At 70.3% G+C, this 26,716-nt stretch carries 24 protein-coding genes and 1 pseudogene; 12 read left to right on the forward strand and 13 right to left on the reverse strand.

Features of this window, described 5'->3' with window-relative positions:
- The first annotated feature begins 15 nt into the window (after positions 1-15).
- The gene (locus OG897_RS38515) at positions 16-714 is read left to right on the forward strand and encodes a GntR family transcriptional regulator (RefSeq protein ID WP_266664734.1); all 699 of its coding nucleotides are present in this window, start codon (positions 16-18) and stop codon (positions 712-714) included.
- Between the two features lie 215 nt (positions 715-929).
- On the forward strand, positions 930-1,577 hold the full coding sequence (locus OG897_RS38520; RefSeq protein ID WP_266664736.1) for a hypothetical protein: 648 nt from the start codon (positions 930-932) through the stop codon (positions 1,575-1,577).
- 156 nt (positions 1,578-1,733) lie between these two features.
- Here the strand turns inward: OG897_RS38520 and OG897_RS38525 are convergent, their stop codons facing one another.
- Positions 1,734-2,522, reverse strand: coding sequence for an SLATT domain-containing protein (locus OG897_RS38525; RefSeq protein WP_266664737.1), 789 nt, complete (start codon positions 2,520-2,522; stop codon positions 1,734-1,736).
- A gap of 352 nt (positions 2,523-2,874) precedes the next feature.
- Between OG897_RS38525 and OG897_RS38530 the strand changes: the two genes are divergently transcribed.
- The 7 genes from OG897_RS38530 to OG897_RS38560 all read left to right on the forward strand — a co-directional run bounded on the left by OG897_RS38530 (position 2,875) and on the right by OG897_RS38560 (position 9,989).
- The gene (locus OG897_RS38530) at positions 2,875-3,210 is read left to right on the forward strand and encodes a YbaB/EbfC family nucleoid-associated protein (RefSeq protein ID WP_266664739.1); all 336 of its coding nucleotides are present in this window, start codon (positions 2,875-2,877) and stop codon (positions 3,208-3,210) included.
- A 107-nt stretch (positions 3,211-3,317) separates the two neighbouring features.
- Positions 3,318-3,917 (forward strand): recombination mediator RecR, encoded by a 600-nt coding sequence (gene recR / locus OG897_RS38535; RefSeq protein ID WP_053730106.1) that lies wholly within the window; start codon positions 3,318-3,320, stop codon positions 3,915-3,917.
- Entirely contained in the window at positions 3,910-4,596 is a 687-nt protein-coding gene (locus OG897_RS38540) for a DUF5063 domain-containing protein (protein WP_266664740.1), read from the forward strand. Before recR ends, OG897_RS38540 begins: the two co-directional genes overlap by 8 nt.
- A gap of 282 nt (positions 4,597-4,878) precedes the next feature.
- On the forward strand, positions 4,879-6,150 hold the full coding sequence (locus OG897_RS38545; protein WP_266664741.1) for an aspartate kinase: 1,272 nt from the start codon (positions 4,879-4,881) through the stop codon (positions 6,148-6,150).
- Complete coding sequence (locus OG897_RS38550; RefSeq protein WP_266664743.1) at positions 6,147-7,208, forward strand: aspartate-semialdehyde dehydrogenase; 1,062 nt, start codon at positions 6,147-6,149, stop codon at positions 7,206-7,208. The genes OG897_RS38545 and OG897_RS38550 overlap by 4 nt, the downstream gene beginning before the upstream one ends.
- Positions 7,209-7,596: 388 nt before the next feature.
- Positions 7,597-8,454: a SigE family RNA polymerase sigma factor gene (locus tag OG897_RS38555; protein ID WP_266664745.1), complete on the forward strand. Its 858-nt coding sequence runs from the start codon at positions 7,597-7,599 to the stop codon at positions 8,452-8,454.
- Between the two features lie 128 nt (positions 8,455-8,582).
- Positions 8,583-9,989, forward strand: a complete 1,407-nt coding sequence (locus OG897_RS38560; RefSeq protein WP_266664747.1) for a hypothetical protein — start codon at positions 8,583-8,585, stop codon at positions 9,987-9,989.
- Here OG897_RS38560 and OG897_RS38565 read toward each other — a convergent pair.
- Positions 9,959-10,828, reverse strand: a complete 870-nt coding sequence (locus tag OG897_RS38565) for an SURF1 family protein (protein ID WP_266664749.1) — start codon at positions 10,826-10,828, stop codon at positions 9,959-9,961. The genes OG897_RS38560 and OG897_RS38565 overlap by 31 nt on opposite strands.
- A gap of 108 nt (positions 10,829-10,936) precedes the next feature.
- Entirely contained in the window at positions 10,937-12,742 is a 1,806-nt protein-coding gene (locus OG897_RS38570; RefSeq protein WP_266664751.1) for a prolyl oligopeptidase family serine peptidase, read from the reverse strand.
- An 83-nt stretch (positions 12,743-12,825) separates the two neighbouring features.
- Between OG897_RS38570 and OG897_RS38575 the strand changes: the two genes are divergently transcribed.
- Positions 12,826-13,239, forward strand: a complete 414-nt coding sequence (locus OG897_RS38575; RefSeq protein ID WP_266664753.1) for a nuclear transport factor 2 family protein — start codon at positions 12,826-12,828, stop codon at positions 13,237-13,239.
- On the opposite strand, the gene OG897_RS38580 is transcribed toward OG897_RS38575, so the two are convergent.
- From OG897_RS38580 to OG897_RS38590, 3 genes are all read right to left on the reverse strand, one after another.
- Positions 13,233-13,562: a DUF6191 domain-containing protein gene (locus OG897_RS38580; protein ID WP_266664755.1), complete on the reverse strand. Its 330-nt coding sequence runs from the start codon at positions 13,560-13,562 to the stop codon at positions 13,233-13,235. The genes OG897_RS38575 and OG897_RS38580 overlap by 7 nt on opposite strands.
- Before the next feature lie 51 nt (positions 13,563-13,613).
- A complete protein-coding gene (locus tag OG897_RS38585) occupies positions 13,614-14,669 on the reverse strand; it encodes an acyltransferase (protein WP_266664757.1) in 1,056 nt (351 codons plus the stop codon).
- Positions 14,670-14,974: 305 nt separating this feature from the next.
- The gene (locus OG897_RS38590; RefSeq protein WP_266664759.1) at positions 14,975-15,838 is read right to left on the reverse strand and encodes a helix-turn-helix transcriptional regulator; all 864 of its coding nucleotides are present in this window, start codon (positions 15,836-15,838) and stop codon (positions 14,975-14,977) included.
- A gap of 144 nt (positions 15,839-15,982) precedes the next feature.
- Here OG897_RS38590 and OG897_RS38595 point away from each other — a divergent pair, with 144 nt between their 5' ends.
- Complete coding sequence (locus tag OG897_RS38595; RefSeq protein WP_266664761.1) at positions 15,983-16,789, forward strand: alpha/beta fold hydrolase; 807 nt, start codon at positions 15,983-15,985, stop codon at positions 16,787-16,789.
- A gap of 57 nt (positions 16,790-16,846) precedes the next feature.
- Here OG897_RS38595 and OG897_RS38600 read toward each other — a convergent pair whose 3' ends face one another.
- From OG897_RS38600 to OG897_RS38610, 3 genes are all read right to left on the reverse strand, one after another.
- Entirely contained in the window at positions 16,847-17,431 is a 585-nt protein-coding gene (locus OG897_RS38600; protein ID WP_266664762.1) for a hypothetical protein, read from the reverse strand.
- A gap of 114 nt (positions 17,432-17,545) precedes the next feature.
- Positions 17,546-18,076, reverse strand: coding sequence for a hypothetical protein (locus OG897_RS38605; RefSeq protein ID WP_323188159.1), 531 nt, complete (start codon positions 18,074-18,076; stop codon positions 17,546-17,548).
- Between the two features lie 187 nt (positions 18,077-18,263).
- Entirely contained in the window at positions 18,264-18,713 is a 450-nt protein-coding gene (locus OG897_RS38610; RefSeq protein ID WP_266664764.1) for a DoxX family protein, read from the reverse strand.
- A gap of 177 nt (positions 18,714-18,890) precedes the next feature.
- Between OG897_RS38610 and OG897_RS38615 the strand changes: the two genes are divergently transcribed.
- Positions 18,891-20,129 (forward strand): amidohydrolase family protein, encoded by a 1,239-nt coding sequence (locus OG897_RS38615; protein WP_266664766.1) that lies wholly within the window; start codon positions 18,891-18,893, stop codon positions 20,127-20,129.
- A 171-nt stretch (positions 20,130-20,300) separates the two neighbouring features.
- Here OG897_RS38615 and OG897_RS38620 read toward each other — a convergent pair whose 3' ends face one another.
- From OG897_RS38620 to OG897_RS38635, 4 genes and pseudogenes are all read right to left on the reverse strand, one after another.
- Positions 20,301-21,236 (reverse strand): FkbM family methyltransferase, encoded by a 936-nt coding sequence (locus OG897_RS38620; RefSeq protein ID WP_266664767.1) that lies wholly within the window; start codon positions 21,234-21,236, stop codon positions 20,301-20,303.
- A gap of 98 nt (positions 21,237-21,334) precedes the next feature.
- Positions 21,335-22,096 (reverse strand): glycosyltransferase family 2 protein, encoded by a 762-nt coding sequence (locus OG897_RS38625; protein WP_266664769.1) that lies wholly within the window; start codon positions 22,094-22,096, stop codon positions 21,335-21,337.
- A gap of 75 nt (positions 22,097-22,171) precedes the next feature.
- Positions 22,172-22,360, reverse strand: a pseudogene (locus OG897_RS38630) (winged helix-turn-helix domain-containing protein); the annotation flags it as partial.
- 267 nt (positions 22,361-22,627) lie between these two features.
- Complete coding sequence (locus tag OG897_RS38635) at positions 22,628-26,629, reverse strand: WD40 repeat domain-containing protein (protein WP_266664771.1); 4,002 nt, start codon at positions 26,627-26,629, stop codon at positions 22,628-22,630.
- Positions 26,630-26,716: the final 87 nt, after the last annotated feature.

Below are 26,716 nucleotides of genomic sequence, written 5' to 3' on the forward strand. Positions count from 1 at the left end.
GATACGCGCGGGACGGTGAACCGCAGCACTCTGCGCCAGCAGCTCGCCGACGCGCTGAGCGACGAGGTGCTGGCGGGGCGGCTGCAGCCCGGCCGCGAGTTCACGGTCAAGCACATCGCCGAGCAGTACGAGGTCTCCGCGACCCCCGTGCGGGAGGCCCTCTTCGACCTCGCCGCGCAGGGCCTCCTCGAATCCGACCAGCACAAGGGCTTTCGGGTACGGGAGTACAGCGTCGCGGAATTCCGGAGCATGGTCGAGGCCCGCGCGCTCGTGGTCGCGGGAGTCCACCACCAGCTCGCCATCGCCACGACCGACCTCCCGCAGGACCGGCTCGCGGTGCTGCGCCGCCGCGCCGAAGAGGCGTCGAGGGCGGCGGGGGCGGGCGACCTGGACGTCCTCATCGGCTACGACCTGCGCTTCTGGGGCGAGCTGGCCACCATGGTCGGCAACCCGCACATAGCCGCCTTCCTCCACCAGATCCGGGTCCGCTGCTGGGTGTTCTCGATTTCCCGGCTGCGCGCGGAACTCGTCCTGCGGGAACCGGAGAGCCGGGCGGGGGGCCTGTGGAGCCGCCACGTGGAGGTCGTCGCGGCGCTCGCGCGCGGTGACGAGGAGGCGGTCTACGAACTGCTGGCCGAGCACGACGCGACGGCGCTCGGCTGGGCGGACCGGCTGGAGGGACGCGGGGAGTACGCGGGCCCGCCCGGTTTCTGACCGGAACCGCGGCGGCTTCCGGCGGGAACTCCGGCGGCTTCGAAAGGGAACTTCGGCGACTTCGAAGGGAACGCGGGCCGCAGCTTCGACAGTGGCTGCCGCACGGGTTCTGACCGGCGCTCTTCGCGCGGCGTACACATGGCATTACGCTGCCTGGACCGACCGGTCGCCGACCCACGGGGCCGGATCACCGCGGACCGTGGAGGAGCGCACCCTTGGCCTGTGACCTGTGGCTGGTCCCCCTTGTCGACATCCTCTGCCAGAGCCCCGACAACCCGTTCGCCGAAGAGATCGCCTCGTACGACAAGGCGTTGACCGACGCCGGGCTGCCGACCGTGCCGATCTTCCCGTACATGCCGGGCCTGTCCGGCGACGTCGCCCCCGTCGCGGGCTTCGACTACGACGCGCTGCACCTGCTGCGGCGGGCGTACCTGCTCCAGGTGTCCGGGCTCGCGGTGACGCCGGTCGGTGAACTGGGCGGGGACTACGAGCAGTTGCTGGAGATCTTCGAGGAGGCGGCCCTCCGCTCGCACCTGGTGTGGCACTTCGACCACGCGGGGGCGTACGTCCCGGTGGACTTCGCCTCACCGCTCTCGAACGAGGAACTCCTGGCGGGAGGCGGCCCGTTGGGATCCGCGCAGGGTCTCCTCAGGGAACTGGAGTACGTCGCCCCCGCGATCGGAATCGACCCGAGGAACCCACCCGCCCCCCCGCTCCCGCCGACCGGCCCGACGGCCCTGGACGAACCGGCCGCCGCGGTGCTGGACCCGTCCCCCTTCGCCCGCGAACGCCACGTGTGGCTGGGCCTGCACGCGGCAGTGACGAGAAGCCTGGGCCAGGGCTCGATGATGGTGTTCAGCTAAATCAGCCCGTCCGGCGATTGAGGACGCGCGGCGAAGCCGTGCAGGGGGCAAGGGGCGCAGCCCCCTCCGTGACCCCAGCCCCGTCGGGGTTGAGGTGAAGGGGCTGGGGTTGGGGTGCCCGCCGCAGGCGGCACCCGGCCTCCACCCCCATGCCCCCTACCGGGGAGGTTCCGGCGGCCTCTGCCGAGGCATGTTCGGCCTCGTCCCCGGCGGCAACGGAACCCTGCTCGGATGCCCGGAAGCCCCCTCGGGCCGAGCCGGAGCCGCCCCCAGCGTCTGCATCACCAACGGGGCGGGCCCCGACCGGAACTCCACCATCCAGTCCGTGGTCTCGACCCGGATCAGCTCCGTGATGTCCTCCGTGAAGCGCCTCAGCACCCCCAGACACCGCTCCGCCGCCTCGCTCGCCGTCCCCTCCGTCGGCCCGAGGATCTCCCGCACGCTCTCCGACGCCCAGTCGAACTGCAACGCCGTGAGCCTCCGCTGCACCGCCTGCGCGGTGGCCATGTCCCGCATCCACCCCGACGTCAGCCCGAAGTACCGGTCGCACCCCAGGCACGCCGCTCCCACCAGCAGTGCCAGGTACCCCCACCCCGCGCCCCCCGGTACGGTCCCGGTCAGGGCCAGCAGCGGCAGCCCGGCGCCCACCAGGACCCCAGCCGCCGTGCCGATCCGCAGGGCCCGGGCCCCGCGCCGCTTCCAGCCCCGGTCGGCCAGGTACCAGCGGGCCGTGCGCAGGGCCCCCGCCTCCACCCACCGGTACAGCTCGTCCAGCCGCTCCGCGGGTTCGCCCCAGTCGCCGAGCGGGAAGGGGCGGCCGGTCAGGTCCTCGGCGTCCCACCCCCACTCGTCACCGCCACCGCCGGAATCGTGACCGGCACCGGACCCGGAACCGGCGTCGTGCCGGGCCGGCGGCCCCTCGGGCTGCATCTCCGGCTGACTCACCGGGCACTCCTCTGCTCTGAAACAAATCCGCGCCGACAGCGTTCCGACGACAGCGGCCCGACGACGTTGCGGCCACGTTCTGCGACGTACCTGTGGCGTACAGGCAAACTGCTCCGTACGGGTGCGCTTGCCCTTCATACCGCCGAATGGTGTGCCATGGGGCCGTTGCCCCGGTATTTACCCCCGTACGAGGCCGTGATCAGGAGGAGGAGCCGAAGTCCTCTCACTCGAAAGAGTCAGTCCGTACGGCGTGCGGCACGCCGTCGGGCGACCACGTAGGCTCGGATTGACCGACCTCTCGAACCGCGTGGTCGACTCTCTCGATCCGTACTCGATCCGTAGGAGACATGCCGTGATCCCCGGTGGTGGCCAGCCCAACATGCAGCAGCTGCTCCAGCAGGCCCAGAAGATGCAGCAGGACCTCGCCCAGGCGCAGGAGGAGCTCGCGCGCACGGAGGTCGACGGCACGGCGGGCGGCGGCCTGGTCAAGGCGACCGTCAACGGTTCCGGCGAGCTGCGCGCCCTGGTGATCGACCCCAAGGCCGTCGACCCGGACGACACGGAGACCCTCGCCGACCTCGTCGTCGCCGCCGTCCAGGCCGCGAACGAGAACGCGCAGACCCTCCAGCAGCAGAAGCTCGGCCCGCTGACCCAGGGCCTCGGCGGCATGCCGGGCCTGCCCTTCTAGGGTCCGTCCGCCGGACAGGCCCCGGGAGAGCCGGACCCCCGCGACCCTTCTGTGCAGCCCCCCGAACCAACTACCGTACGTACCAAGCAGAATCAGGAAGGCACTCCGTGTACGAAGGCGTGGTCCAGGACCTCATCGACGAATTGGGCAGACTGCCCGGCGTCGGTCCCAAGAGCGCGCAGCGGATCGCCTTCCACATCCTCCAGGCCGAGCCGACGGACGTCCGTCGGCTCGCGCACGCGCTGCTGGAAGTGAAGGACAAGGTCCGCTTCTGCGCGGTGTGCGGGAACGTGGCGCAGGAGGAGCGGTGCAACATCTGCCGCGACCCGCGCCGCGACCAGACCGTCATCTGCGTCGTGGAAGAGCCCAAGGACGTGGTCGCGATCGAGCGGACGCGGGAGTTCCGGGGGCGCTACCACGTACTGGGCGGCGCGATCAGCCCCATCGAGGGCGTCGGTCCGGACGATCTGCGGATCAGGGAACTGCTCGCCCGCCTGGCCGACGGCTCCGTCACCGAGCTCATCCTCGCGACGGACCCGAACCTGGAGGGCGAGGCCACGGCCACGTACCTGGCCCGGATGATCAAACCGATGGGTTTGAGAGTCACCCGGCTGGCCAGTGGTCTTCCTGTAGGGGGAGACCTTGAGTACGCCGACGAGGTCACGCTCGGGCGTGCCTTCGAGGGGAGACGATTGCTGGATGTCTGACGCCACTGCTGTTGCCGCCGCGCGCGACGACTTCGCCCAACGGGACGACATCGGCGAACCGGACGACTTCGCCGTCCAGATCGCCGACCAGATCGAGAGCTTCATCCTGACCGTCACGGAAGTGGCGAAGGGCGACGAGCCCGACAGCGCGGTGCCCTTCCTGCTCCTGGAGGTGTCCCAACTGCTGCTCGCGGGCGGCCGGTTGGGCGCCCACGAGGACATCGTTCCGGACGAACGGTACGAACCGGACCTGGGCCCCGAGCCGGACGTCGACGACCTCCGCATCCGCTTCGCGCGCATGCTGGAGCCGATCGACGTCTACTCCGAGGTCTTCGACCCGTACGAGCCCCGCAAGGCGCCCGTCGCCTGCCGGATCTCCGACGACCTCGCCGACATCATCACGGACCTCCGCCACGGCCTCGCGCACTACCGCGCGGGCCGCACGTCGGAAGCCCTGTGGTGGTGGCAGTTCTCCTACTTCTCCAACTGGGGCTCCACCGCCTCGGCCTGCCTGCGCGCCCTCCAGTCCCTGGTGGCGCACGTCCGCCTCGACCAGCCCCTCCAGGAGCTGGACGGCCTGGACACGGACGAGGACCTGGGCGAGAAGGACCTGGAGGAGGAGGCGGGCCGCGTGATGCTGGAGGAGATCGCGGGACCGCTGGGGCTGAAGACGACCTAGCACGCAGCCGTACGACGGAGGGGCGCGCCGCACCACGCGGCGCGCCCCTCCGTTCCGGGTTCACCCCGGCTCCCGCCCCCCTTCCTGTGAGCCGGGACACCTTCCGCGTACGCCCGTGGGACCGGGGCAGCATCCACGTCGAGCAGGCAGGACGGCCTCGGCGGGACCACTGCGTGAGCGAGACGTCTCACCATGCGATACCCCCCTGGCGCGACCGGCCCGCTCGTTAAACTGACCCGAGCGCAGTAATGAACTGCCGCAATGGACTAACGAGGAGCGCACGTGGGCCTTGTCGTGCAGAAGTACGGAGGCTCCTCCGTCGCCGATGCCGAAGGCATCAAGCGTGTCGCCAAGCGAGTCGTCGATGCCAAGAAGAACGGCCATCAGGTCGTTGTCGTGGTGTCCGCGATGGGCGACACCACGGATGAGCTGATCGACCTCGCCGGGCAGGTATCTCCGATTCCTGCCGGGCGCGAATTCGACATGCTGCTGACCGCAGGAGAGCGGATCTCCATGGCCCTGCTGGCCATGGCGATCAAAAACCTGGGCCACGAGGCCCAGTCCTTCACGGGCAGCCAGGCCGGAGTCATCACCGACTCGGTCCACAACAAAGCGCGCATCATCGACGTCACCCCCGGCCGCATCCGGACCTCGATCGACGAGGGCAACATCGCCATCGTCGCCGGGTTCCAGGGCGTCAGCCAGGAGGGGAAGAACATCACGACCCTCGGTCGCGGTGGCTCGGACACGACGGCCGTCGCGCTGGCCGCCGCCCTCGACGCCGAGGTCTGCGAGATCTACACCGACGTGGACGGCGTGTTCACCGCTGACCCGCGCGTGGTGAAGAAGGCGAAGAAGATCGACTGGATCTCCTTCGAGGACATGCTGGAGCTGGCCGCGTCCGGCTCCAAGGTGCTGCTGCACCGCTGCGTGGAGTACGCACGCCGATACAACATCCCGATCCACGTCCGCTCGTCCTTCTCCGGACTGCGCGGCACCTGGGTCAGCAACGAGCCGCAGGGAGACCAGCAGGTGGAGCAGGCCATCATCTCCGGAGTCGCCCACGACGTCTCCGAGGCCAAGATCACGGTCGTCGGGGTCCCGGACAAGCCGGGCGAGGCCGCGGCCATCTTCCGTGCCATCGCGGACGCCCAGATCAACATCGACATGGTCGTGCAGAACGTGTCCGCCGCCTCGACCGGGCTCACGGACATCTCCTTCACGCTCCCCAAGACCGAGGGCCGCAGGGCCACCGACGCGCTGGAGAAGGCGCGCTCGATCATCGGTTACGACTCGCTGCGTTACGACGACCAGATCGGCAAGATCTCCCTGGTCGGCGCCGGTATGAAGACGAACCCGGGCGTCACGGCGGGCTTCTTCGAGGCACTGAGCGACGCGGGCGTGAACATCGAGCTGATCTCGACCTCCGAGATCCGCATCTCGGTGGTCACCCGCGCCGACGACGTCAACGAGGCCGTGCGCGCCGTGCACACCGCCTTCGGGCTCGACACGGACTCCGACGAGGCCGTGGTCTACGGAGGCACCGGAAGGTGACGCACAAGCCGACGCTCGCGGTCGTCGGGGCGACCGGGGCGGTCGGCCGGGTCATGCTCCAGATCCTGTCGCAGCACGCCGACGTCTGGGGCGAGATCCGACTCGTCGCCTCCCCGCGCTCGGCCGGCCTGAAGCTGGCCGTGCGCGGGGAGGAGTGCGAGGTCCACAGGCTCTCCGAGGAGGCACTCGAAGGCGTGGACGTCGCGGTCTTCGACGTACCCGACGAGGTGGCCGCGCAGTGGGCGCCGGTCGCCGTCGCCAAGGGTGCGGTGGTGGTGGACAACTCCGCCGCGTTCCGCCAGGACGCGGACGTTCCGCTGGTCGTCCCCGAGGTGAACCCGCACTGCGTACGGCTCCGGCCGCGCGGCATCCTCGCCACCCCCAACTGCACGACCCTCTCGATGATCGTGGCGCTCGGCGCGCTGCACGCCGAGTTCGGGCTGACCGAGCTCGTCGTCTCCTCGTACCAGGCGGCCAGCGGTGCGGGCCAGCGCGGCATCGACACCCTGCGCGCCCAGCTCTCCCTCCTCGCCGCCGAACCCGACGCGGGCACCACCCCCGGCGGCGTACGGCGTGCGGTCGGTGACGACCTGGGCCCCTTCCCGGCCCCGCTCGCGCTCAACGTGGTGCCCTGGGTGGGCTCCCCGGAGGCGGGCGGCTGGTCGTCGGAGGAGCTGAAGATCCGCGAGGAGTCGCGGAAGATCCTGGCCCTGCCCGACCTCCGGGTCACGGCCACCTGCGTACGGGTCCCGGTCATCAGCACCCACTCCGCATCGGTGCACGCCCGCTTCCAGTCCGAGGTGACTGTGGAACGTGCCGAGGAGATCCTCGCCACCGCCCCCGGTGTGGTCCTCTTCGACGACCCGGCCGCGGGCGACTTCCCCACCCCCGCCGACGTGGTCGGGACCGACCCGACCTGGGTGGGCCGCGTCCGCCGCTCGATGGACGACCCGCAAGCGCTGGAACTCTTCGTGTGTGGCGACAATCTCCGCAAGGGATCTGCCCTGAATACGGTGCAGATCGCCGAATTGGTCGCCTCTGAACTCGCGGCGAACTGAGCGGAATCCTTTGTAGGATCTGTGAAAGCCCTGTGCATGAGTGGCAGGTCCGGACCACAGGGGATGGACTGTCGGCAGGGCGTCGGCAGATCGGGGTCCGGCCGTCGCACGGGGAGTGCGGGGGCCCCGGGGGCCTGGGGGAGCCCGGGGAAGAAGTTCGAGTCAATTGCCTCCGGCCTTGTGGGAACCGGTAGTTGGGCGTCCGGCGTCTCTGTCGACGCCCTCGAACGAGGCCGCGGCAATATCGGGGCAAAGGGGAGGGGTGGTTACGCATGGGGCAAATCGATGCGCTACGGGCGGTGCCGCTCGCGGAGCGCATGTCGAGCACACCGCCAAAAGCGGCGTCCCGCGCGTACAACCCTGACGGGGAGAAGCGTGTCCAACAGGCGTGGCAGCAGAGGTTCTCGACATCACGGCGGTCTCGCTGCGCGGCGCGTCAGTGCGCCCGCGGCGTACGTTCCGCGCGCCCGGCGGCATGCCGGTGATCGCCCCCATGCCCGCGGCGCGTCCGGTGCGCCTGCCGGTGCAGCAGGCGATCACGTCGGTCACGCCGATGGTGGCGCCCGTCAGACCTGCCCCGGGACCCTCGGCTCCGGAATCCTCCGCTCCGTCTCCGGCGACGTACGGACCCGTGCTCGTGGGCGCTGAGGAGAGGACCCTCGCCGGGGGCACGACCGGGAGCACGGCCGGACGTACGGCCGGGGGCGCCGGGAGCGCCGGGGGCGCTGCCGAGGGCGCGCAGGCCGCCGCCGAGGGCACGACCGTCGACCACCTCACCGAGACCTACCGCGCGCACTACCGCTCGCTGCTGGGCCTCGCCGCGCTGCTGCTCGACGACATCGCCTCCTGCGAGGACGTCGTACAGGAGGCGTTCATCCGCGTGCACTCGGCCCGTGGCCGCGTCCGCGAGCCGGAGAAGACCCTGGCCTACCTCCGCCAGACGGTCGTCAACCTCTCCCGCTCCGCCCTGCGCCGCCGCATCCTGGGCCTCAAGCTCCTGTCCAAGCCGATGCCGGACATGGCGAGCGCCGAGGAGGGGGCGTACGTCAGCCTGGAGCGGGACGCGCTGATCAAGGCCATGCGCGGCCTCCAGCGCCGCCAGCGCGAGGTGCTGAGCCTGCGCTACTTCTCCGACATGACGGAGGCGCAGGTCGCCGAGGTGCTCGGAATATCGCTGGGCTCGGTGAAGGCGTACGGTTCACGCGGGATCGCGGCGCTGCGCGTCGCGATGGAGGCGACCGCATGAGCGGGAGCACAGGCGGCCCCGGCAACGGCGGCCGCGGGCAACACGAGCACGGGCAACACGAGCACGGGCAATTCGAGCGGTACGGGCCGGAAGGGCCGCGACACGACCGGACTGGGAAGAGCAGGGCAGTGGACGACGGGCGCGACGGGCGCGAGGAGCGCCACGGGCGACAGACCCCGGCGAACGGAAACACCTCCGGCCCCTTCGGGGGAGCAGGCGACGCCGGGAGTACGTTCTCCGGCCCCGGCGGCGGCGCGTCCTGGGGCTCCTCCGAGAGCACCCCGCACCTCGGCACCCCCCGCTCCTTCGGCTCCCCGGACCGACCGGCCTCTCCCGGCCGACCCACCTCTCCGGGCCCGCAGGTCCCGCCGCCCGGCCCCAGGGCGCCGCAGGGAGCACGGGGACCGCAAGGAGCCCGGGGAGCTCGGGGACCGCAGGAACCCGTCCCCGCCCTCAGCCCCGACGAGCAGGTCATCCGTCACCTCATGCAGGGCGCGGTCCAGGGCCTGGAGCCCTCCGACGGCGCGCTCGACCACCTGCGCCGGGCGGTGCCGCTGCGGCGCACCCGACGGCGTCAGGCGGTGGTCGGGGCGGCCGCCGCGGCGCTGCTGATAGGCACCGCGATCCCGGCGTTCCTGCACGTGTCCCGGTCCGGCAGCACCACCACCGCGCACTCCGCCAACGCGGGCCACTCCCAGAGCACCGACGGCACCGACGGCACGGGTGCCACCGAAGCGGGCACCGGGGGCGTCGGCGAGGACCAGGCCGATCAGCAGGGCAAGACCCCGGGCAAGACCACGGGCAAGGACCCCGACGGCAAGACGGAGTCCCCCGTTCCGGGCGTACCGGACACCGGTCAGGGCGGCACGGACAGCGAGGACGAACACCGCCCGGACGCGTACGAACAACCCCGCGACGAGCCCGAGAAGCCCGCCTGCGACGGCAGCCAGCTGGAGGTCGTCAAGGCGACCACAGGGGCCCCGGACTCCACGGGCAAGGTCTACGGCGCCTTCCGCATCGCCAACAAGTCAGGCGTGGAATGCGCGGTTCCGGGCGAGGGCCGGATGAACTTCCAGGCGATGGGCGCCGCCGACGAGAACCGCATCAAGGTCGTCGACCACAAGCCGGGCGACCCGGCGGTGGGCCTGCCCGACCCCGCGAAGGAGGCGCGCAGCCTGGTGCTGCCGCCGGCAGCGGCGTACGAGGTGCAGTTCGCCTGGGTCCCGCAGGACACCTGTCCGACCACGGTCGAGACCCCGAAGCCGACCCCCACGAACGGCGGCACGGGTGAGAACCCGGGCACGACGGGCGGCACCCCCGGCGGCGACGCGGGCGGCAAGGTCCCCGAACCGCCCGTGGACGACATGAAGTCCACCGGCGCCACGACCCAACTGCTCACGGGCGACGGCGATCCGGCGGACGGCAAGGTCGCGGTGTCGCACACCCCGGAGGAGGGCGCCCCGAGCGCCGCGACGACGATCCCGAACGCGTGCGCGGGAACGATCTACCGGACAGGCGTACTGGACGCACCCTGACCGGTGCCGTCGGTACCGGTGCCGACAGGGCGGTCGTCCGCGCCGTCTCCGCCCTCCCCGCCGTCTCCGTCGTCTCCGCCGTCCGGGCCGATCCCCAGCGCGAGATCCCTGGCCGTCTCGACTTCCCGCCGGACCAACCGGAACCACATGAACAGCACGAACCCGGCGAAGACGAACCACTCGCCGGTGTACCCGAGGTTCTGGAAAGCCTTCAGGTCCAGCCCACTGCCCTGCGGCGCCACCGCGGGCACGGCCTTCAGCCCGCCCGCCTGCCCCGAACTCTGCGTGATCCACGCGTCGTAGACGTCGTACGGAACGAGATTGACGAGGGTGGCGGAGCTGATGATGCCGACCTGGCCGTGCGGCAGACCACCGGAGGCGTCGACGCCGTCGGTCCGCGCGTCCTCGGATGCCTGGAGCGCCCCGACCACGGTGACCTCACCGGTCGGCGCGGCGGGCGGCACGGCCCCTTCGGCGTCCCCGGCGACCCACCCCCGCACCACGGGAAGCGCCTTCCCCCCACCCGTCTTCAGCATCCCCAGGACGTAGTACCCGTCCTTCTCGTCGAGCCTCCGCCCCGGCACCAGGAACTGCTCGCCGTACGTCCCCCGGACCTCGGCGGCCTTCCCCGAGGTCTCGGTCGACACGGGGAGCAGCTTCGCCAGGGGCACGGCAGCCTGCCGCGCGGGATCGGGGGCGGCCTCCGCGCTGCGGTGCGAGTCGACCCGGTCCTCGAAACGGCCGAGCTGCCAGGACCCCATGAAGATGCAGAAGGGAATGGCCAGCACGACGAACAGGTTGATCCCCCACCAGCGCGGGGTCAGCAGAAACCGGTACACGCCCTTAAAGGTACGTTCCCCCGGCCCCACCCCCGCCCCCGGGTCGTCCCCCACCCCGCTCCCCGCTCCGGCCCGCCCCCCCCGCCCGGCCCTCCCCCTCTCAAGCCCTCAGCCCAAGTACCGCTTCACGAAGTCAATCTCCAGCCGCACCTGCTTGATCCGCTCCTCCACCACCAAGGACCCGTGCCCCGCCTCGTACCGGTACACCTCGTGCACGGCCCCCCGCTCCACCAACCGGTCCACGTAGTTGTCGATCTGCTGAATCGGACAGCGCGGGTCGTTGACCCCCGCCGAGATGTAGACCGGCACCCGCACCTGATCCACGTACGTCAGCGGCGACGACGCCGCGAACCTCTCCGGCACCTCCTCCGGCGTCCCCCCGAACAACGTCCGGTCGAGCGCCTTCAACGCCTCCATCTCGTCCTCGTACGCCGTGACGTAATCAGCGACCGGCACCGCCGCCAGCCCCAACGCCCACGCGTCAGGCTGCGTCCCCAGGCCGAGCAGCGTCAGGAACCCGCCCCACGACCCCCCGGACAGCACCACCCGCGCCGGATCCGCGAGCCCACTCTCCACGGCCCACTCCCGGACCGCCCCGATGTCCTCCAGCTCGATCAGCCCCACCCGGTGCTTCAGCGCGTCCGTCCACTCGCGCCCGTACCCCGTCGACCCCCGGTAGTTCACCCGGACCACGGCGAACCCGTGGTCGACCCACGCCGCGGGCCCCGACGCGAAGGCGTCACTGTCGTGCCAGGTGGGTCCTCCGTGCACCTCGAAGATCGTGGGATACGGTCCCGCCCCCAGCCCCTCCGGCCGCTGCACCAACGCATGCACGGGACCCCCGGGCCCCTCCACCCACACGGTCTCGACAGCCACCGACCCGGGCGCCTTCGCCCCCGGCGGATCGAGGACCACACCACCTGCCGTGGACCGCACCACCGGCGGCTCCGCAGCGGACGACCACATGTACTCGACCGAGCCGTCCGGCCGCGCGGTCGCCCCGCTCACGGACCCCACGGGCGTCTCGATCCGTACCAACTCCGCACGGGCGATCTCGTAGCGCCACAACTCCCCCCGCGCCTCGAAGTCGTGCTCCACCAGCAACGCCGACCCGTCCGGATACCAGTCCGCACCCACGTCCCCGGGCAGGTCGATCGCCAGCTCGGTCTCCGTCCCCGCCACCGGGTCCCAGATCATGGGCTCCCAGCGGCCCCGCCGCTGGTGTCCCACCAGCATCCGGCTGTCCCCGTCCACGGGCGAGAACCCGAGCACGGCCAGCCCCAGCTCCTCCGTTCCCCCCTTCGTGTCGTCCAGCTCCGCCACGACGCTCCCGTCCGCCACCCGCACGACGCGCAGCGACGAGTGCATGGCGTCCCCGTGCTCGGTGTGCTCGACGGCCAGCAGCGCGGAGTCATGGCTCAGGTCCCCGACCCCCGCCGACTCCCGGTGCCGGTAGATCTCCCGAGCGGTGCTCTCGCCCGCCCCCACCACGTGCACGGTCGACCCGTCCTCGTCCGTCGACCGCCCCACGACGACGGTCCCGTCGACGCCCAGCGCCAGCCCCGCCGGATACGACGCCTCCAGCCCCTCCACAGCGACCTCGTCCGCCCCACCCGCGAACGGCTGCCGCATCCACACCCCGAACTCGTCCCCGTCGGTGTCGCTGAACCACCACACGGACTCCCCGTCCGGCGTCAGCACCCCGTCCGTGGTCCCGTTCGCCCGGTCGGTGACCTGCCGCTGGCTCCCGCTCTCCCGGTCCCAGGCGTACAACTCGTACGTCCCCGTCGCGTTCGACACGAACAACGCCCGCTCAGGAGCCTGCTCTGCCCACTCGGGAAGGGACACCCGGGGCGCCCGGAAGCGCTGTTCCCACAACGGCACGGCGGTCTCACTGCTCTCTTCACGACTCATCCCCCCATCAAACAGGACCGCCCCCCGCCCCCAACCGGAATCCACGCCTCTTGTTTGTCAGACCCGCCCTCCACACTCATCCCATGACCAAGAACCCCAAGAACCCAGAGAAGGCACAGGCACTCCCCATCACCGCTCTCGTCGCCACGTACTGGAAGGCGGTGGACGCCCACGACTGGGACCTCTTCGATGCGACCCTCGCGGACGACGTGGTCTACGACCTCCCGCAGACCCGCGAACGCATCCGAGGCAAGCAGGCTTACTCCCGCTTCAACCGCGACTACCCGGGCTCCTGGCAGATCCGCGTCCTGCGCACGGTCGTGGAGCCCCACCAGGCCGTCACCTGGATCCACACCACGAGGGGCCTGACGGAACTGCACGCCCAGACCTTCTTCACCACGGACGCGGAAACGGGCCTGATCACCGAGATCACCGAATTCTGGCCGGAGCCCTACGAGCCCCCGACCGGCCGCGAACACCTGGTGGAACGCTACTGACCCGCCCCCGGGCCGTGCGGCAGCCGCACCACCGCGGTCCCACCCCTCAGATCAACGGTCGTCCGGTGCGGAGGCGCCCCGTCCTCCTCGTCGTCCCGCATCACCAACGAGCTCTGCCGCTCCTTCAGCTCGTTCTGCTTCCCGGGCGAGAAGCTGGCGTGCAGCTGCTCGAACCCGGTCGCCGAAATCTGCCCCTGACTCCCGCTGGCGCGCCAGGGCAACACTCCGGCCCGCCCCATCCTCAACAGCATCTGGTCCACGAAAGCGACCAGAGTCAACGCGATGACGAGCCCGGGCAGAGTGAGGAGCACGGCGAATCCCATTCCTCCAGCATCCCTCCCCGCCCCTCGGAGAACCACCCCCGTACTCAGTCCCTACGCCGTGCCGTGCCGCCTCGGTCCGGCTCCGCCCAGCCACCTGCGGAGTGCCTTCGCCCCAGGCCGCTCGACCGTCCGGTGAACCCCGTACGCCAGCACGACCAGCCCTCCCACCACTCCCACCAACAACACCCGAGGTGACACCTCGGCGCTGAAGTGCCGAATCACCTCCCACCCGATCTCCTCGTGCAACAAGTACAAGGGGTAGGTCAGCGCCCCGGCCGTCACGAGCCAGGGCCGGTTGAGGGCCCGCAGCGGGCGCAACGCCACCAACAGCAGCACCCCGTAGAAGCCCGTGACGACCACCAGGGAGACGGACCACGACAAGTCCCCGTCCACCGACCTCTCGGCGACCGGCAGCAGCCGGAGCAACTGATGCTGAGCGCTCAGCCAGGACCCCCCGAGCAACAGCCACAACACGGGCGACGTCCCGAAACGGTGCATCAGGAAGATCACCATTCCCCCTACGAAGAACGGCGCGGCGTCCGGCACGGCCAGCATCCGCACCAACGGGATGTCCGCATGCGGCGCCAACACGGCCGCCAGAAGCCACCCACCACAGAACCCCACACACCGGCGGTACGTCATCCCCAGCGCGCACACCACGGCGAACAACAGGTAGAAACGCATCTCAGCCCAGAGCGTCCAGTACACGGGCGCGACATTCCTGGCCCCCATGGGCGCCTGGAACATCGTCAGATTCGACAGGATCCTGGACGGCGTGATCCCCGTCCGTACCGCTCCCTGAGCCACCAGCAGGACCCCGGCCGTCACGAGCACCGCAAACCAGTACGCGGGAAAGAGTCGCACCACCCGCGACACCGCGAACTCCCGGACCGTACGCCCCCAGCACGACATGCAAATGACGAACCCACTGATCAGAAAGAACAGCTGCACCCCCAGCCACCCGTAAGAAGCGACCGGATGCGCCCTTGGAAAGACCACCGAGGTGGACCCACCCCAAACGGGCAGGGGCCAGTTGTCGAACCCCACGAAATGAAACGCGACCACCATGAGCGCGGCCACCAGCCGCAGCCCGTCCAAGGCGTACAACCGCCGGAACTTCGGAGCCCCACCGCCCCCCGACCCGCCCCCTGACGAAGGCGCGGCGGAAGGCCGGGGAAGAGCTGCGACGGGTGCAGTCATGAGGGCTCCGAAAGACGGATCGCAGCAGCGACCCTGTCGAACTACGAGCAGCCACCCGCGCCACCGGACGGCCTGGCCGACCGTACGCAAAAGGCCACCCAGCGCGAAAAGTCTCGCACTGGATGGCCTCCCACCCCGGTTACCGCGACCGCCGGGGTGGCGGGACCGCATCGGGAGCCGGCGATCAGCAGCCGGTGATCAAGAACCGGCGATCAAGAACCGGCTGCGGAGAACCGCTCCGTCCCGATGACCTGGAGCAGAGCGAGATGCCCGGCCGCCTCGCCGCCGGGGGGCGGGGTGTAGAGGACGAGACGGTGGTCGCCCTCGGGAGCGAGCAGCACCTGGCAGTCAAGGTCGACCGGGCCGATCGCCTCGTGCAGCACCCGCATCCGGGTGTGCCTGCGCACGGCGACCTCGTGGAGTTCCCACAGCCCGCGGAACTCCTCACTCGCTTCGCGCAGCCGCTGGAGGAGACGGGCGGAGGCCGCGTCGTTGCCGCGCCGGGTCACCGCGGCCCGCAGGTCGGCGACGTGCAGTCGGCTGTAGTAGTCGTGCTCCTCGGGCGGGAAGGCAGCCCGCACCGAGGGCTGGGTGAACCAGCGCCAGGTGACGTTGCGGCCGTGCTCGGAGACCGAGCACACCCCGCTGAACAGGGCCTCGGCGAGCGCGTTCTGGGCGAGGACGTCACCGAGGTCGTTCAGCACCTGCGCCGGAGTGCCGGTCAACTGGTCGAGCAGGTGCAGCAGCGAAGGGCTGACATGCCCCGGGCCGGTGTGCGCGGTCGGCGGCGGATGCCCCGCCAGCACATACAGATGATCGCGTTCGTCCGTGGTCAGCCGCAGGGCGCGGGCGAGCGAGGCCAGCATCTGCGCGGAGGGCTGCGGGCCGCGCGCCTGTTCCAGACGTATGTAGTAGTCGGCCGACATCCCGGCCAACTGGGCCACTTCCTCGCGGCGCAGTCCCGGGGTGCGGCGGCGCGGACCTGCGGTCAGCCCCACGTCCCCGGGGAGGACCTGGTCTCTGCGACGGCGCAGGAAGTCGGCGAGCTCACGACGGTTGATCATCACGGCGTTCATCCTGCCGCAGCGGCCCGGCCCGAACCAGGGACTGCCGATCCCAGGGTCAGGAGGTCTCTCCCGCACAGGGACGGACGGCTGCAAGGTGGTGGACATCGCAACAGCAGCTCCACCGGTTCCGCCGGTCCACCAAGGAGACCCACCATGACCACCACCACCGCCAGCCGCACCATCACCGTCGCCGACGCGCAGGTCCACTACGAACGCACCGGCAGCGGCCCCACCCTCGTCCTGGTCCACGGCACGGGCTCCTCGGGCGCCGGACTGACCTGGGGCCAGATCGCCCCGAGGTTCGCCGGAACCCGCACCGTCATCACCCCGGACCTGTCCGGCACCGACCGCACCACCGACGCAGGCGGGCCGCTGACCGTGGAGGGCCTGGCCGCCCAGGTGATCGCCGTCATCGAGGACGCCGGTACGGGCCCGGTGGACCTGGTCGGCTTCTCCATGGGCGCCCCGGTGACCGCGGCCGTCGCCGCGCTGCGCCCCGATCTCGTACGCCGTCTCGTCCTGGTCTCGGGCTGGGCGTACACCGACGGCGACGAGTACCTGCGCAACCTGTTCACGCTCTGGCAGCAGCTCGGAGACAGCGACCCCGCCGCCTTCGGCCGCAGCGTCACCATGACCGGATTCAGCCGAGGCTTCCTCAACGCCATCGGCCGCGACCAGGTGGAACAGCTCATCCCTAACATGCCGCCGACCCCGGGGACCCTGCGCCACGTGGACCTGGACACCCGGATCGACATCCGTGCCCTGCTGCCGCGCATCCAGGCCCGCACGCTGGTGCTCGGCGGCGCGCAGGACGCCACGGTCCCCGTGGAACACAGCCGCGCCCTGCACGCGGCGATCCAGGACAGCACGTACGCCGAACTCGACGCAGGTCACGTGATGTTCTTCGAGAAGGCCGACGAATTCACCAAGGTGGTGGCCGACTTCATCGAGACGCCGTGACGCATCCGTTCGGCAGGGACTCCCGGGGGAGCAGATCTCCGTGATCCGCTCCCCGCCCTACAGGTGCATCATCGACATGAGGTCGGCGCTCCGGACACCGGTCGACACCTCAGGGAGCGCTTGCCCCGGCTTCACCCAGCCCGCCGCGACAGCAGCAGCCACGGCCGCGGCCTCGTCCGCATCCGCCTCGGCATTCAGCACCTCGTCCGCACCGCCTGCCGCCGCCGTCGCAGCCGCCCCCGCAGACTGCGATGCCTTGATCGCGGCACGGCAGGCATCGGCGGAACCCTGGCTGTCACCGTCGCAGAGCTGGCCCGCCTGGGCCGCCTGGGCAGCGGAAGCCGCCGCGTTCCTCGCGCAACGGGAGTCCGCGGCAGGGTCGGGAGCGGACTCGGCGAGTACGGCGAGAGCCTGTGCGGACACCCGCGCCGCGTTGCTCGCCTTCCAGAGGATCTGCTCGCTCGTCATCCCGACGTCACGCGCTTGGCTCGGTGCGTGCTGCTCGACGTAGTGGAACAAGGCCGTCGCCCTGGCAGCAGCGCTGGCCGCACGCGCGGAGTGCTGCTCCCGCAGTACCGCCTCCGGGCCGACCTCGCCGACCTCGCCAGCCTCTTGGACGCGATCGTCGTCATGCTCACTCATGCTCATGGCCATCTCCTTGCCTTACAGGGTGATGGTGCGCCCGTTGGATAGGGGCGTTGGATATGGGCGTCGGGCAGGGTGACACGTCAGCCTCGAACAGGCCAGAGCAAGCGCTCAGGAAGTGCTGTTCTCGTTGCGCCGAGCGGGAGGAAGCAACAGGTCCCGCTGCGGATGCCTCTCGCCCTTGACGCTGCCCTGCACCCCGAGGTCGACCCTGGCCGCCTCGTGGAACTCGTTGATCTCCTTGAAGACCGCACGATTCAGGTCGCGCCAGTCGTCCAGGCTGCCCTCGGTCTTGCCCTGCGCCAGCCAGTCGACCTTCAGCGCCGCCGCCGTCAACTGATGGGCCGCCTCGACGACGTCGTCCCCCGCGAGGAGCATGACGCGCTCGAAGGTGCGCCCTCGCTGACGTATCGCTTCGATCAACTCAAGGCTGAGCTCGGCATGGGGCTTCGGGCTGGACCGTATGCGGGTGGTGTCTTCGTACAGCTCGACGGACAAGTAGATGCAGGCCCGGACGGAGTCGACGTACGCCTCGTAGGCGTTCAGCTTCGAGCTGTCCCAACGGGTCAGCGACGCGTGCTTGTTGCGCGTGCGCTCCATCATGTACGTCGTCACGTGCGTGGTGAGCGCGCCGAGTAGCACTGCGGCAATCGTGATGAGCTGCTCGCCGGATTCCAACCCGTCCCCCAGGTGTCGCCCACTCCAAAAAATGACGGGGTGATCGTACGGGGGAGGGCCGGGGCGATGTGGGTGAACGCCGTAACAGGGGGCGGACGTTACGGCGAAGACGTACCCGACCGAGTTCGGCGACTGGCGTGACGGTGGCTGGCTAGAGGAACAGCCCGAAGGCGTTGTCGAGTGACCAGTTCTGCCAGCACATGGCGAACAGGCCCACCGCCGAGATCAGCGCCATCATCAGGTTCTGCCCCTGCTCGCCCCAGTCGTGGATCATCAGCACGAGATAGATCAGGTTGAGGACCAGGCCGCAGACGAGCGCGATCGGCGTGAGGAAGCCGGCGATCAGGCCGAGGCCGAGGGCGAGTTCCGCGTACGCGACGAGGTGGGCCATCAGGCGCGGGCGCGGCTTCACGATGCGGTCGAAGCCGTGGCGGACGAACGGCCAGCGGTGGTCGGCCGCGATGCCCTCCGCCCAGGCGATGCCTCCACCGGCGAACCAGGACTTCTTGTCCTTGTGCCGCCAGCTCTCCAGCCACCACAGGCCGAGCCCGATACGAAGGACCGCCATCCACTCGGCTCCGCTGAGCCAGATCGTCTCCACCTCGTGCCCCTCACTCGCGCTGAATCTGATGGTGCGTCAGTTCAGCGGTTGTCGCCGCAATGCGCAAGGGGTCAACTTCCCTGCTCTCCTTGTCGCGTGAGGAAGGACCACCTAACCTCAACCTGATGGGTCGTCAGATTCGAGCCGGGCGGACCGGCGAGCAACTGGGGGTACAGCGTGGTTGGAAACGAGAGCGGCACGAGGGAGATCCCCAAGGTCATCAGCGTGGACGACCACGTGATCGAACCCGCGCACCTCTTCGACACCTGGCTGCCGAAGAAGTACCGGGACCGGGGCCCGAAGCCGTTCACCGCTGGCATCGGTGAGCTGGAGTACGTCGGCGGGAAGTACCGGTTCAACACCGACCCGAACGGCCAGACCACCGACTGGTGGGAGTACGAGGGCCTGTTCTTCCCGTACAAGCGCATCATCGCGGCCGTCGGGTTCTCCCGCGACGAGATGACGCTCGACGGGATCACGCGGGAGCAGATGCGGCGCGGCTGCTGGGACCCGAAGGCCCGCCTGGCGGACATGGACCTCAACCACGTCGAGGCATCGCTCTGCTTCCCCACGTTCCCGCGCTTCTGTGGACAGACCTTCGCCGAGGCCAAGGACAAGGAGGTCGGGCTCGCCTGCGTACGGGCGTACAACGACTGGATGGTCGAGGAGTGGTGCGGCGACAGCGGCGGGCGGCTGATCCCGCTGTGCCTGATCCCGCTCTGGGACATCGACCTGGCCGTCGCCGAGATCAAGCGCAACGCCGCCCGAGGGGTCCGTGCGGTGACCTTCAGCGAGATCCCGACGTACCTCGGGCTGCCGTCGATCCACTCCGGCTACTGGGACCCGTTCTTCGCCGCGTGCGAGGAGACCGGGACGGTCGTGAACATGCACATCGGCTCGTCGTCACAGATGCCCGCGGCCTCCCCGGACGCCCCGCCCGCAGTCCAGGCATCGCTCTCCTTCAACAACGCGATGGCGTCGATGATGGACTTCCTCTTCTCCGGCGTCCTGGTGAAGTTCCCCCGCCTCAAACTCGCCTACAGCGAGGGGCAGATGGGCTGGATTCCGTACGCCCTGGAGCGCGCGGACGACGTCTGGGAGGAGCACCGCGCCTGGGGCGGGGTGAAGGACCTGATCCCGGAGCCCCCGTCGACGTACTACTACCGGCAGATCTTCTGCTGCTTCTTCCGCGACAAGCACGGGATCGACGCGATCGAGAAGGTCGGCGTGAACAACGCGACCTTCGAGACCGATTACCCGCATGTGGACTCGACGTGGCCGCACACGAAGGCGGTGGCCGAGGACCATGTCGGGCATCTGCCGGAGGACGTCGCGTACAAGCTGCTGCGCGGCAACGCCATCCGCATGCTGGATCTGCCGTTCGACCGGGATCGGGTGGCACCGGCCGGGGCCTGACGGGGCCTTGACGCTCATGGACGGTGGATCGGGTACGGATGAGGGCGCGGAACCGGGGTTCTGCACCCTCATCTTTCGTCCGGCGTGAGTTCCGAGGAACCCGTGATCCTGGGGAGCCCCCCGGGGACGTGACCGAGGTGCTGTCCCGTCGGAACAATCATCGACTCCGGCTCACTGGGCCAGAACTTCCGCGTCGATTCGCGAGAACACCAACTCGGTCTCGCCCGCGATCGACTCACGCCAGCGCGTTGGTGGCGTCGGGCGGCTCATGGCGGGCGGGTAGCTCCCGGGTCTGTAGTCGCTGGGCAGACGGTATGTATGGAAGCCGTGCCCGTGCATCGTTTCCAGCAGCTCCTCCACGGAGTCGCCCAGCTTGGCCATCCGCTCCGGGGTGACCTCGACGGCGATCTCGACGTCCTCGCGGAGTTGGCCCAGTGCCGGGGCCAGGCCGCGGATGACGCTGCCCTCGGCTCCCTCTACGTCGATCTTGATGACGCGGGCTCGGGCGAGCTCGTCCGGCTCCAGGAGGGCGGGGAGCGGGTGCGCCTCCATGGCGAAGGTCGACTCGGCGGGGCCGTCGTACGGGACGATGCTGTTGGCGCCCATGTTGTTCGAGCTGGCGAGCACGAAGGTCAGGGTCTTGGTGCTGTCGGAGACGGCGCCGTTGACGGCGCGGACGTTCTCGCAGCCGTTGAGCTCGATGTGCTGCAACACCCTGCGGTGGAAGACCGGGGACGCCTCGATCGCGACCACGCGGCCGGTGCTGCCGACGAGGCGTGAGCCGAGGACGGTGAAGTAACCGACGTTGGCGCCGACGTCCACCAGGACGTCACCGGGGCCGAGGCGGCTTTGCAACCAGCTCGTCATGTGGGGCTCCCACACTCCGAAGAGGTGGATGTAGCGCTGGATGAGGTCGCGGGTGTCGACGGCGAAGCGGGCGTCGAAGCGAGCCTCTACGACGCGCTGGCGGGGACGGGCCCGGAGGTGGGCGTTGAGGTACCCGGCGGCCAGCGGTCCTTTGAACCACGATCCGGGTGCGTTGCGTACGTATCCACGGCCCAGGGTGACCATCAGTTCCGAGACCGGCGGAGGAACGGCAGAAGGCATGATCGTGACCGTACGGGCCCGTCCTGGCAGCGGCAAGGAGCCCCCTTGCAGCCGTCTACGAGGTCCCGGTCAGCCGAAGCTGAAGCCGAGCGCCCCGGTCACTCGGAGCTGATCGGGTACCGCCACTGGAAGGAGTCCAGCGCGCGGGCGCGGGCCTCCACCACGGCCATACGGGCGTCCCGCTCGGCGGGGTCGACGTGCGCGGCCTGACCCGTCGCCTGCCCCTCCCACTTGCGGTAGTGCAGCCCCACCTCGGCCGAGAACCAGCCGCGCGCAACGGAGTTGAGCGCCAGCAGCAGGCCCGTGTCCTCCGAGGCCGGAAGCGCCATCCAGCCACCCAGCGCGAGCAGTAGGTCACGGCGTACGAAGAGCGTCGCCGGGTGCACCGAGGCGCGGAAGTTGTTGGCCTTCCAGAAGTCGAGGACCTCGCCCCGCTCGATCGGGCCGGGTTCCGGGTCGCCGGGAAAGCCCGCGGTCGAGCCGTCCGGGAGCAGGTCGAGCACCCGTGAGGTCGCCCAGCCGATGCTCGGGTCCGCTTCGAGCGCCGCGAGGTCCCGGGCCAGGGCGCCGGGCGACAGCTTGTCGTCGGCGTCCAGGATCTTGACGTAGTCGCCGTCCGCGTGGGCGAGCGCGATGGTGCGCGCGACTCCGGGACCGCCCCGCCGCCCCTGCCGGAAGCTCACCCGCTCGTCCTGGGGAACGTGCGGTGCGACCTCGTCGCCCTGGCCGTCCTCCTGGATGAGCCAGTGCCACTCCCACCCCTCGGGCAGCTCCTGGTCACAGAGCGACGTGAACGCGTCCGGGAGGAAGTGCGCCGATGGCGCGTGAACGGCCGTGACGATGATGATGCGCCGGGTCACGGCTCACCACCTTTCCAGGGAAGTCGTGAACGGCATTTCCGTGCGGTCGCCGGGGAGCGTGATGTCGGCCGTCTCCCGGCCGTGCTGCTTCTCGACAAGCCCTTCGTCGCGCAGGAGCCGGAGCGCTTCACGGATCGTCGGGACGCTTCGCCGGTACGTCTCGGCGAGCTGCGTCTCCGCGGGCAGGCGGTCGCCGGGCTTGAGCCGGCCTGCGCGGATGGCCTCGCGGACGTCGTCCGCGATCCGCTCGTACGCCACTGCCATCTGGGCTTTCACCATCCGTCGTCCGACTCCCATCACCCTACGACTCCTCAAGAGGTCTTGATGAGTGACGTGGGTTTCGCCATGGTCGGGACTCGCGGAACTCCGGCATGAAAGCGCCCGGCCGTTGACGACGGGGGATGCATCAACGACCGGGCTGTAACGAACCGTAACAAGCCTGCCTGCGCGGGGATAGTCAACTCGTGGTTGACGACGGGGGGTTGTGACCGGGATCACGCGGCCTGGTCCGCAGGTGAGGAGGGGGGAGCGCTATTCGTCGCACGGGGGAGCGTAGGAAATGCGGGGCAGGTAATCCAGCCACTTCTCCCGCGTGAGGACACTCCGCGTGGTCGTGCAGATGCGGTGGATCGCCTCGGCGGTGTCCAACTTCCAGAGCCGGACCGTGTCGGTGCCGCTCGACACTCCGAGCATGCGGCCTTGGGGACTGAACGACAGGAAACTGCCGGTCTTGGCGTTGGGACTCATCGACTGGCCGATGGGGGAGGCGCTGGACGGGTGAGTGACGTCCCAGAGGCGGACCGCGTTGTCATTGCCTCCGCTCGCCAGCGTGCGACCGTCCCGGCTGAAGGTCAGGGACACGATGGCGTCGGTGTGGCCCGTGAGGGAGGATTCCGGCCGCTCGGCCCCGGAGGGTTCGGTGACGTCCCAGAGCTGGACCGTGCCGTCGTCACTGCCGCTGGCCAGGGTGCGGCTGTCAGGACTGTAGGCGAGCGTGTTGACGGGGCCCAGGTGCCCCGCCAGGGGCTTGCCCAACGGGGACGCCCGACGGGGGTCGGTCATGTCCCAGAGCCGGATGGTGCCGTCGGCGTTGCCACTGGCGAGCGCCCGGCCGTCCGCGCTGAAGACGAGGGAGTTGACGTACCCCTTGTGCCCGGTGAGCGGCGGCGACAGCGGAACGAGGCGAGCGGGGTCGCTGACGTTCCACAACTGGATGGTGCGGTCGGTGAGGGCGGTCGCCAGGGTGTTGCCGTCCGGGCTGAAGGCCAGGGCACGGGGGCCCGCGAAGCGTGTCCGCAGTGCGACGGGCGGCCCGTGGGGGACGGGCCTGGCCGGATCGGCCACGTTCCACAGCTGTACCGCACGGCGTCCCGTCAGCACGGCGAGCGTGCGGCCGTCGGGGGAGTACACCAGGGAACGCACGTCTCCCTCCCCGGGTTTGAAGGGCGGGCTCAGTGACACGGGCCGGTCGGGGCGCTCCACGTTCCACAGCCGTACCTGCTCGTCGCGCGCGGCGGTGGCGAGCACCTTCCCGTCGGGGCGGAACGCGCCGAGTCGGCCGATCATGTCCGCCGTCGGTATCGACCACAGGCGGACCTTGTTGTCGCCGCTTCCGGTGGCGAGAGTCCGTCCGTCGGGGCTGAAGCCGAGGGCGTACATCTCCCCGCTGCTCCCGGCGAGGGGCATGCCGACCTGAGAAGGATGTTCTGGATCACTGACGTTCCACAGACTCGCCGTACTGTCCTCGCTGGCGGCTGCGAGCATGTTCCCGTCGGGGTTGAAGGCCACCGACCAGATGGGACCGGTGTGGTGGGTCAGTGGCGTACCGAGCGGTTCCGCGTGACGGGGGTCGGCCACGTTCCAGAGCCGGATGGTGTCGTCCGAGCCTCCGCTGGCGAGGGTGCGGCCGTCGGGGGCGAAGGCCACGGAGTGCACCGTGCTGGTGTGGCCCGTCAACGCCTGGTCCAGTGGCTTCGGGCGACGCGGGTCGGCCGTGTCCCACAGTCTGATCGTGCCGTCGTCTCCACCGGCGGCGAGCGTCTGCCCGTCACGGCTGAAGGCCACGGAGCGTACGGCTGCGGTGTGTCCGGGAAACGCACCGAGAGCCTCCGGCCGGCCCGGGTCCTCCACGTTCCACAGACGAACGTTGTGGTCGTCGTTGGCCGTGGCCAGAGTGCGGCCGTCCGGGCTGAAAGCCACCAGGTAGATCGAGCCGCCGTCGCTGATCAGGGGGTCGCCCAGGAGGCGCGGGCGGTGGGGGGCGCGAACGTTCCACAGCCTGATCGTGCCGTCGTCCGACGCGCTGGCGAGGGTGTTCCCGTCCGGGCTGAAGACCGCAGTGCTCACCCAGCTCCTGTGACCGGCCAGGGGTTCGCCCAGACGTGTGGGACGCGACGGGTCCGAAACGTCCCACAGCCGGACGGTGCGGTCGTAGCTCGCGGTGGCCAGGAGCCGTCCGTTCGGGCTGAACGAGGTGAGGTAGACGGCACCGGTGTGGCCGAGGAGCGGTGTGGCCAGCGGTGCGTTCACGATGGAGATCAACCGGTTCTTCGCCGCTTCGTCGTCCGGCCGCAAGCGGTGCGCCACCAGGCCGAGCTGGGCCGACAGCGACGGATCCGTGTACTGGGCGCGGTCGGCCTCGGCGACCACCTGCTCGAACACCGCGTCGTTCCGCTGGTTCCACGCGACCACCGCCGCGGACGCGGCCACGATCGCGAGGGCCACCAGCGCCACCACCGCACCGCGGGCGATCAGGGCCGTACGCCTGCGCAGCCTGGTCGAAGCGGCCAGGAAGTCCACCGCGCCCCGGGTCAGGAAGGTGTCACCGGTGGACCGCGCCCAGGCTCTGGCCTGCTCCAGCCGGGAGCCCCGGTAGAGCAGGGCCGTGTCGCGGGCGGACTCCTCCCACGCCCTGCCGTCCTCCTCCAGACGCTGGCGCAGCAGGTGGTCGTCCCTGTCCTCGTCGATCCAGTCGCGCAGGCGCGGCCAGGCGTGGAGCAGCGCTTCGTGCGTGATCTCCACGGTCTCCGCGTCGAGCGTCACCAGGCGGGCGTGCACCAGCGCTTCGAGCGACTCCTCCGTCTTGCCGGGGTCCGTCGACTCCTCCGCGAGCTGGCGCCGAGTGCCCCGCCTGCGGGTGGCCTGGGTGTCCTCGCCCAGCCGGACCAGCCTGAGCAGGAGCAGCCGTGCGGCCGTGCGCGCCGCCGGGTCGAGGCCGGACCAGGCGTGCTCGGCGGTCGCCGCGACCGCTCCCTGGATGCCTCCGGCCGCGCGGTAGCCGGACAGGGTCAGCCGTCCCCCCTTCCGCCGTTGCCAGGTGGCCAGCAGGGCGTGGGAGAGGAGCGGCAGCACTCCCGCGTCGTGCGCCCCGTGGGGACCGTCCGTGCTCACCTCCCGGACGATCAGCTCCGTGAGGCCCGGTTCGAGCTCCAGCCCGACGGCCTTGGCCGGACCGGTCATCGCGTCGCGCAACTCGGAGTGGGTCAGCGGCCCGAGCACCATGTGCCGGTGTTGCAGCGCGTCGGCCAGTTCGCGGTGCCGGAGGCACTGCTCGTAGAAGTCCGCCCGTAGACCGAGGACGACGAGGGCGGGGGCGGGGTCGCCGGATGCGGTGGGCGAGCACGCGGCGTGCAGGAGCTGGATGAAGGTGCGCCTGTCCGCCTCGTCGGAGCAGAGGGTGAACGCTTCCTCGAACTGGTCCACGATGATGACCGGACGGGTGGTGGACGTCCCGTGCTGTCGCGCCCACGCGGTGACGGACTCCCGCACCGCGTGCGCGAATCGCGGAGTACCGGGTTCCTCGGCGGCGGCGACGGTGTCCGCGAGCTCCGGTATGTGGCGGCTCAGCTCCGCGAGGGGGTCGGCTCCCGGTACGAGTTGCAGTACGAGACCTGGCCGGGCGCTCTCGCCTCCCAGGGCGCCGCTCCGCAGGGTGGGCACCAGACCGGCGTTCAGAAGCGAGGACTTCCCCGCGCCCGAGGCACCCACGAGCATGACCAGGCCGCCCGTCCGCTCAGCGGTGCGGAGTTGGGCAACGAGGTCGTCCGTGCTCCGCTCGCGGCCGAAGAACCACGGGGAGTCCTGCCGGCGATACGAAGCCAGTCCTCGGTAGGGGCACACACCGGGGTCGGCCGGGGCTTCGGACCGGGGCCGTTCCTCGTCCTCCGCGGCTGACGCGGCGGCGCGGCCGGTGACCGGGTCGGCCACCGCGCGGCTCCAGAGAAGCTGCCACTGGGCCATTTCGTACAGTCCCGCGGACACCGGCACGGGACGCTGGCGCCGCGCTTCGGGGATCAGGACGTTCAGTACCGCTGCGAGGGCGGCGAACTGGGCAGGCACGTTCTTGGCCCGCCGCCAGTCGCTGATCCGCTGGGCGGACACCCGCACGGACCGGCCTCGTTCGTCGACCCGCTGAAGTCGGACGACCGCCTCGGCCACGCGCTGGAGGGGCGGATTACCGGCTTCCTTGTACAGCAGCGCGAGACGTTCGGCGAAGGCTGTGCGTGCCCCTGAGTCGGGACTCAATGCCTCCACCCCTTACGTGCGTCGCGCCCGGATATCCGGACCGGAAAACTCACTCTATGTCTCTGACCTGCGGTTATGTCGTCCGGACGGTGATGT

This window comes from Streptomyces sp. NBC_00237, assembly GCF_026342435.1.
Classification (GTDB): domain Bacteria; phylum Actinomycetota; class Actinomycetes; order Streptomycetales; family Streptomycetaceae; genus Streptomyces.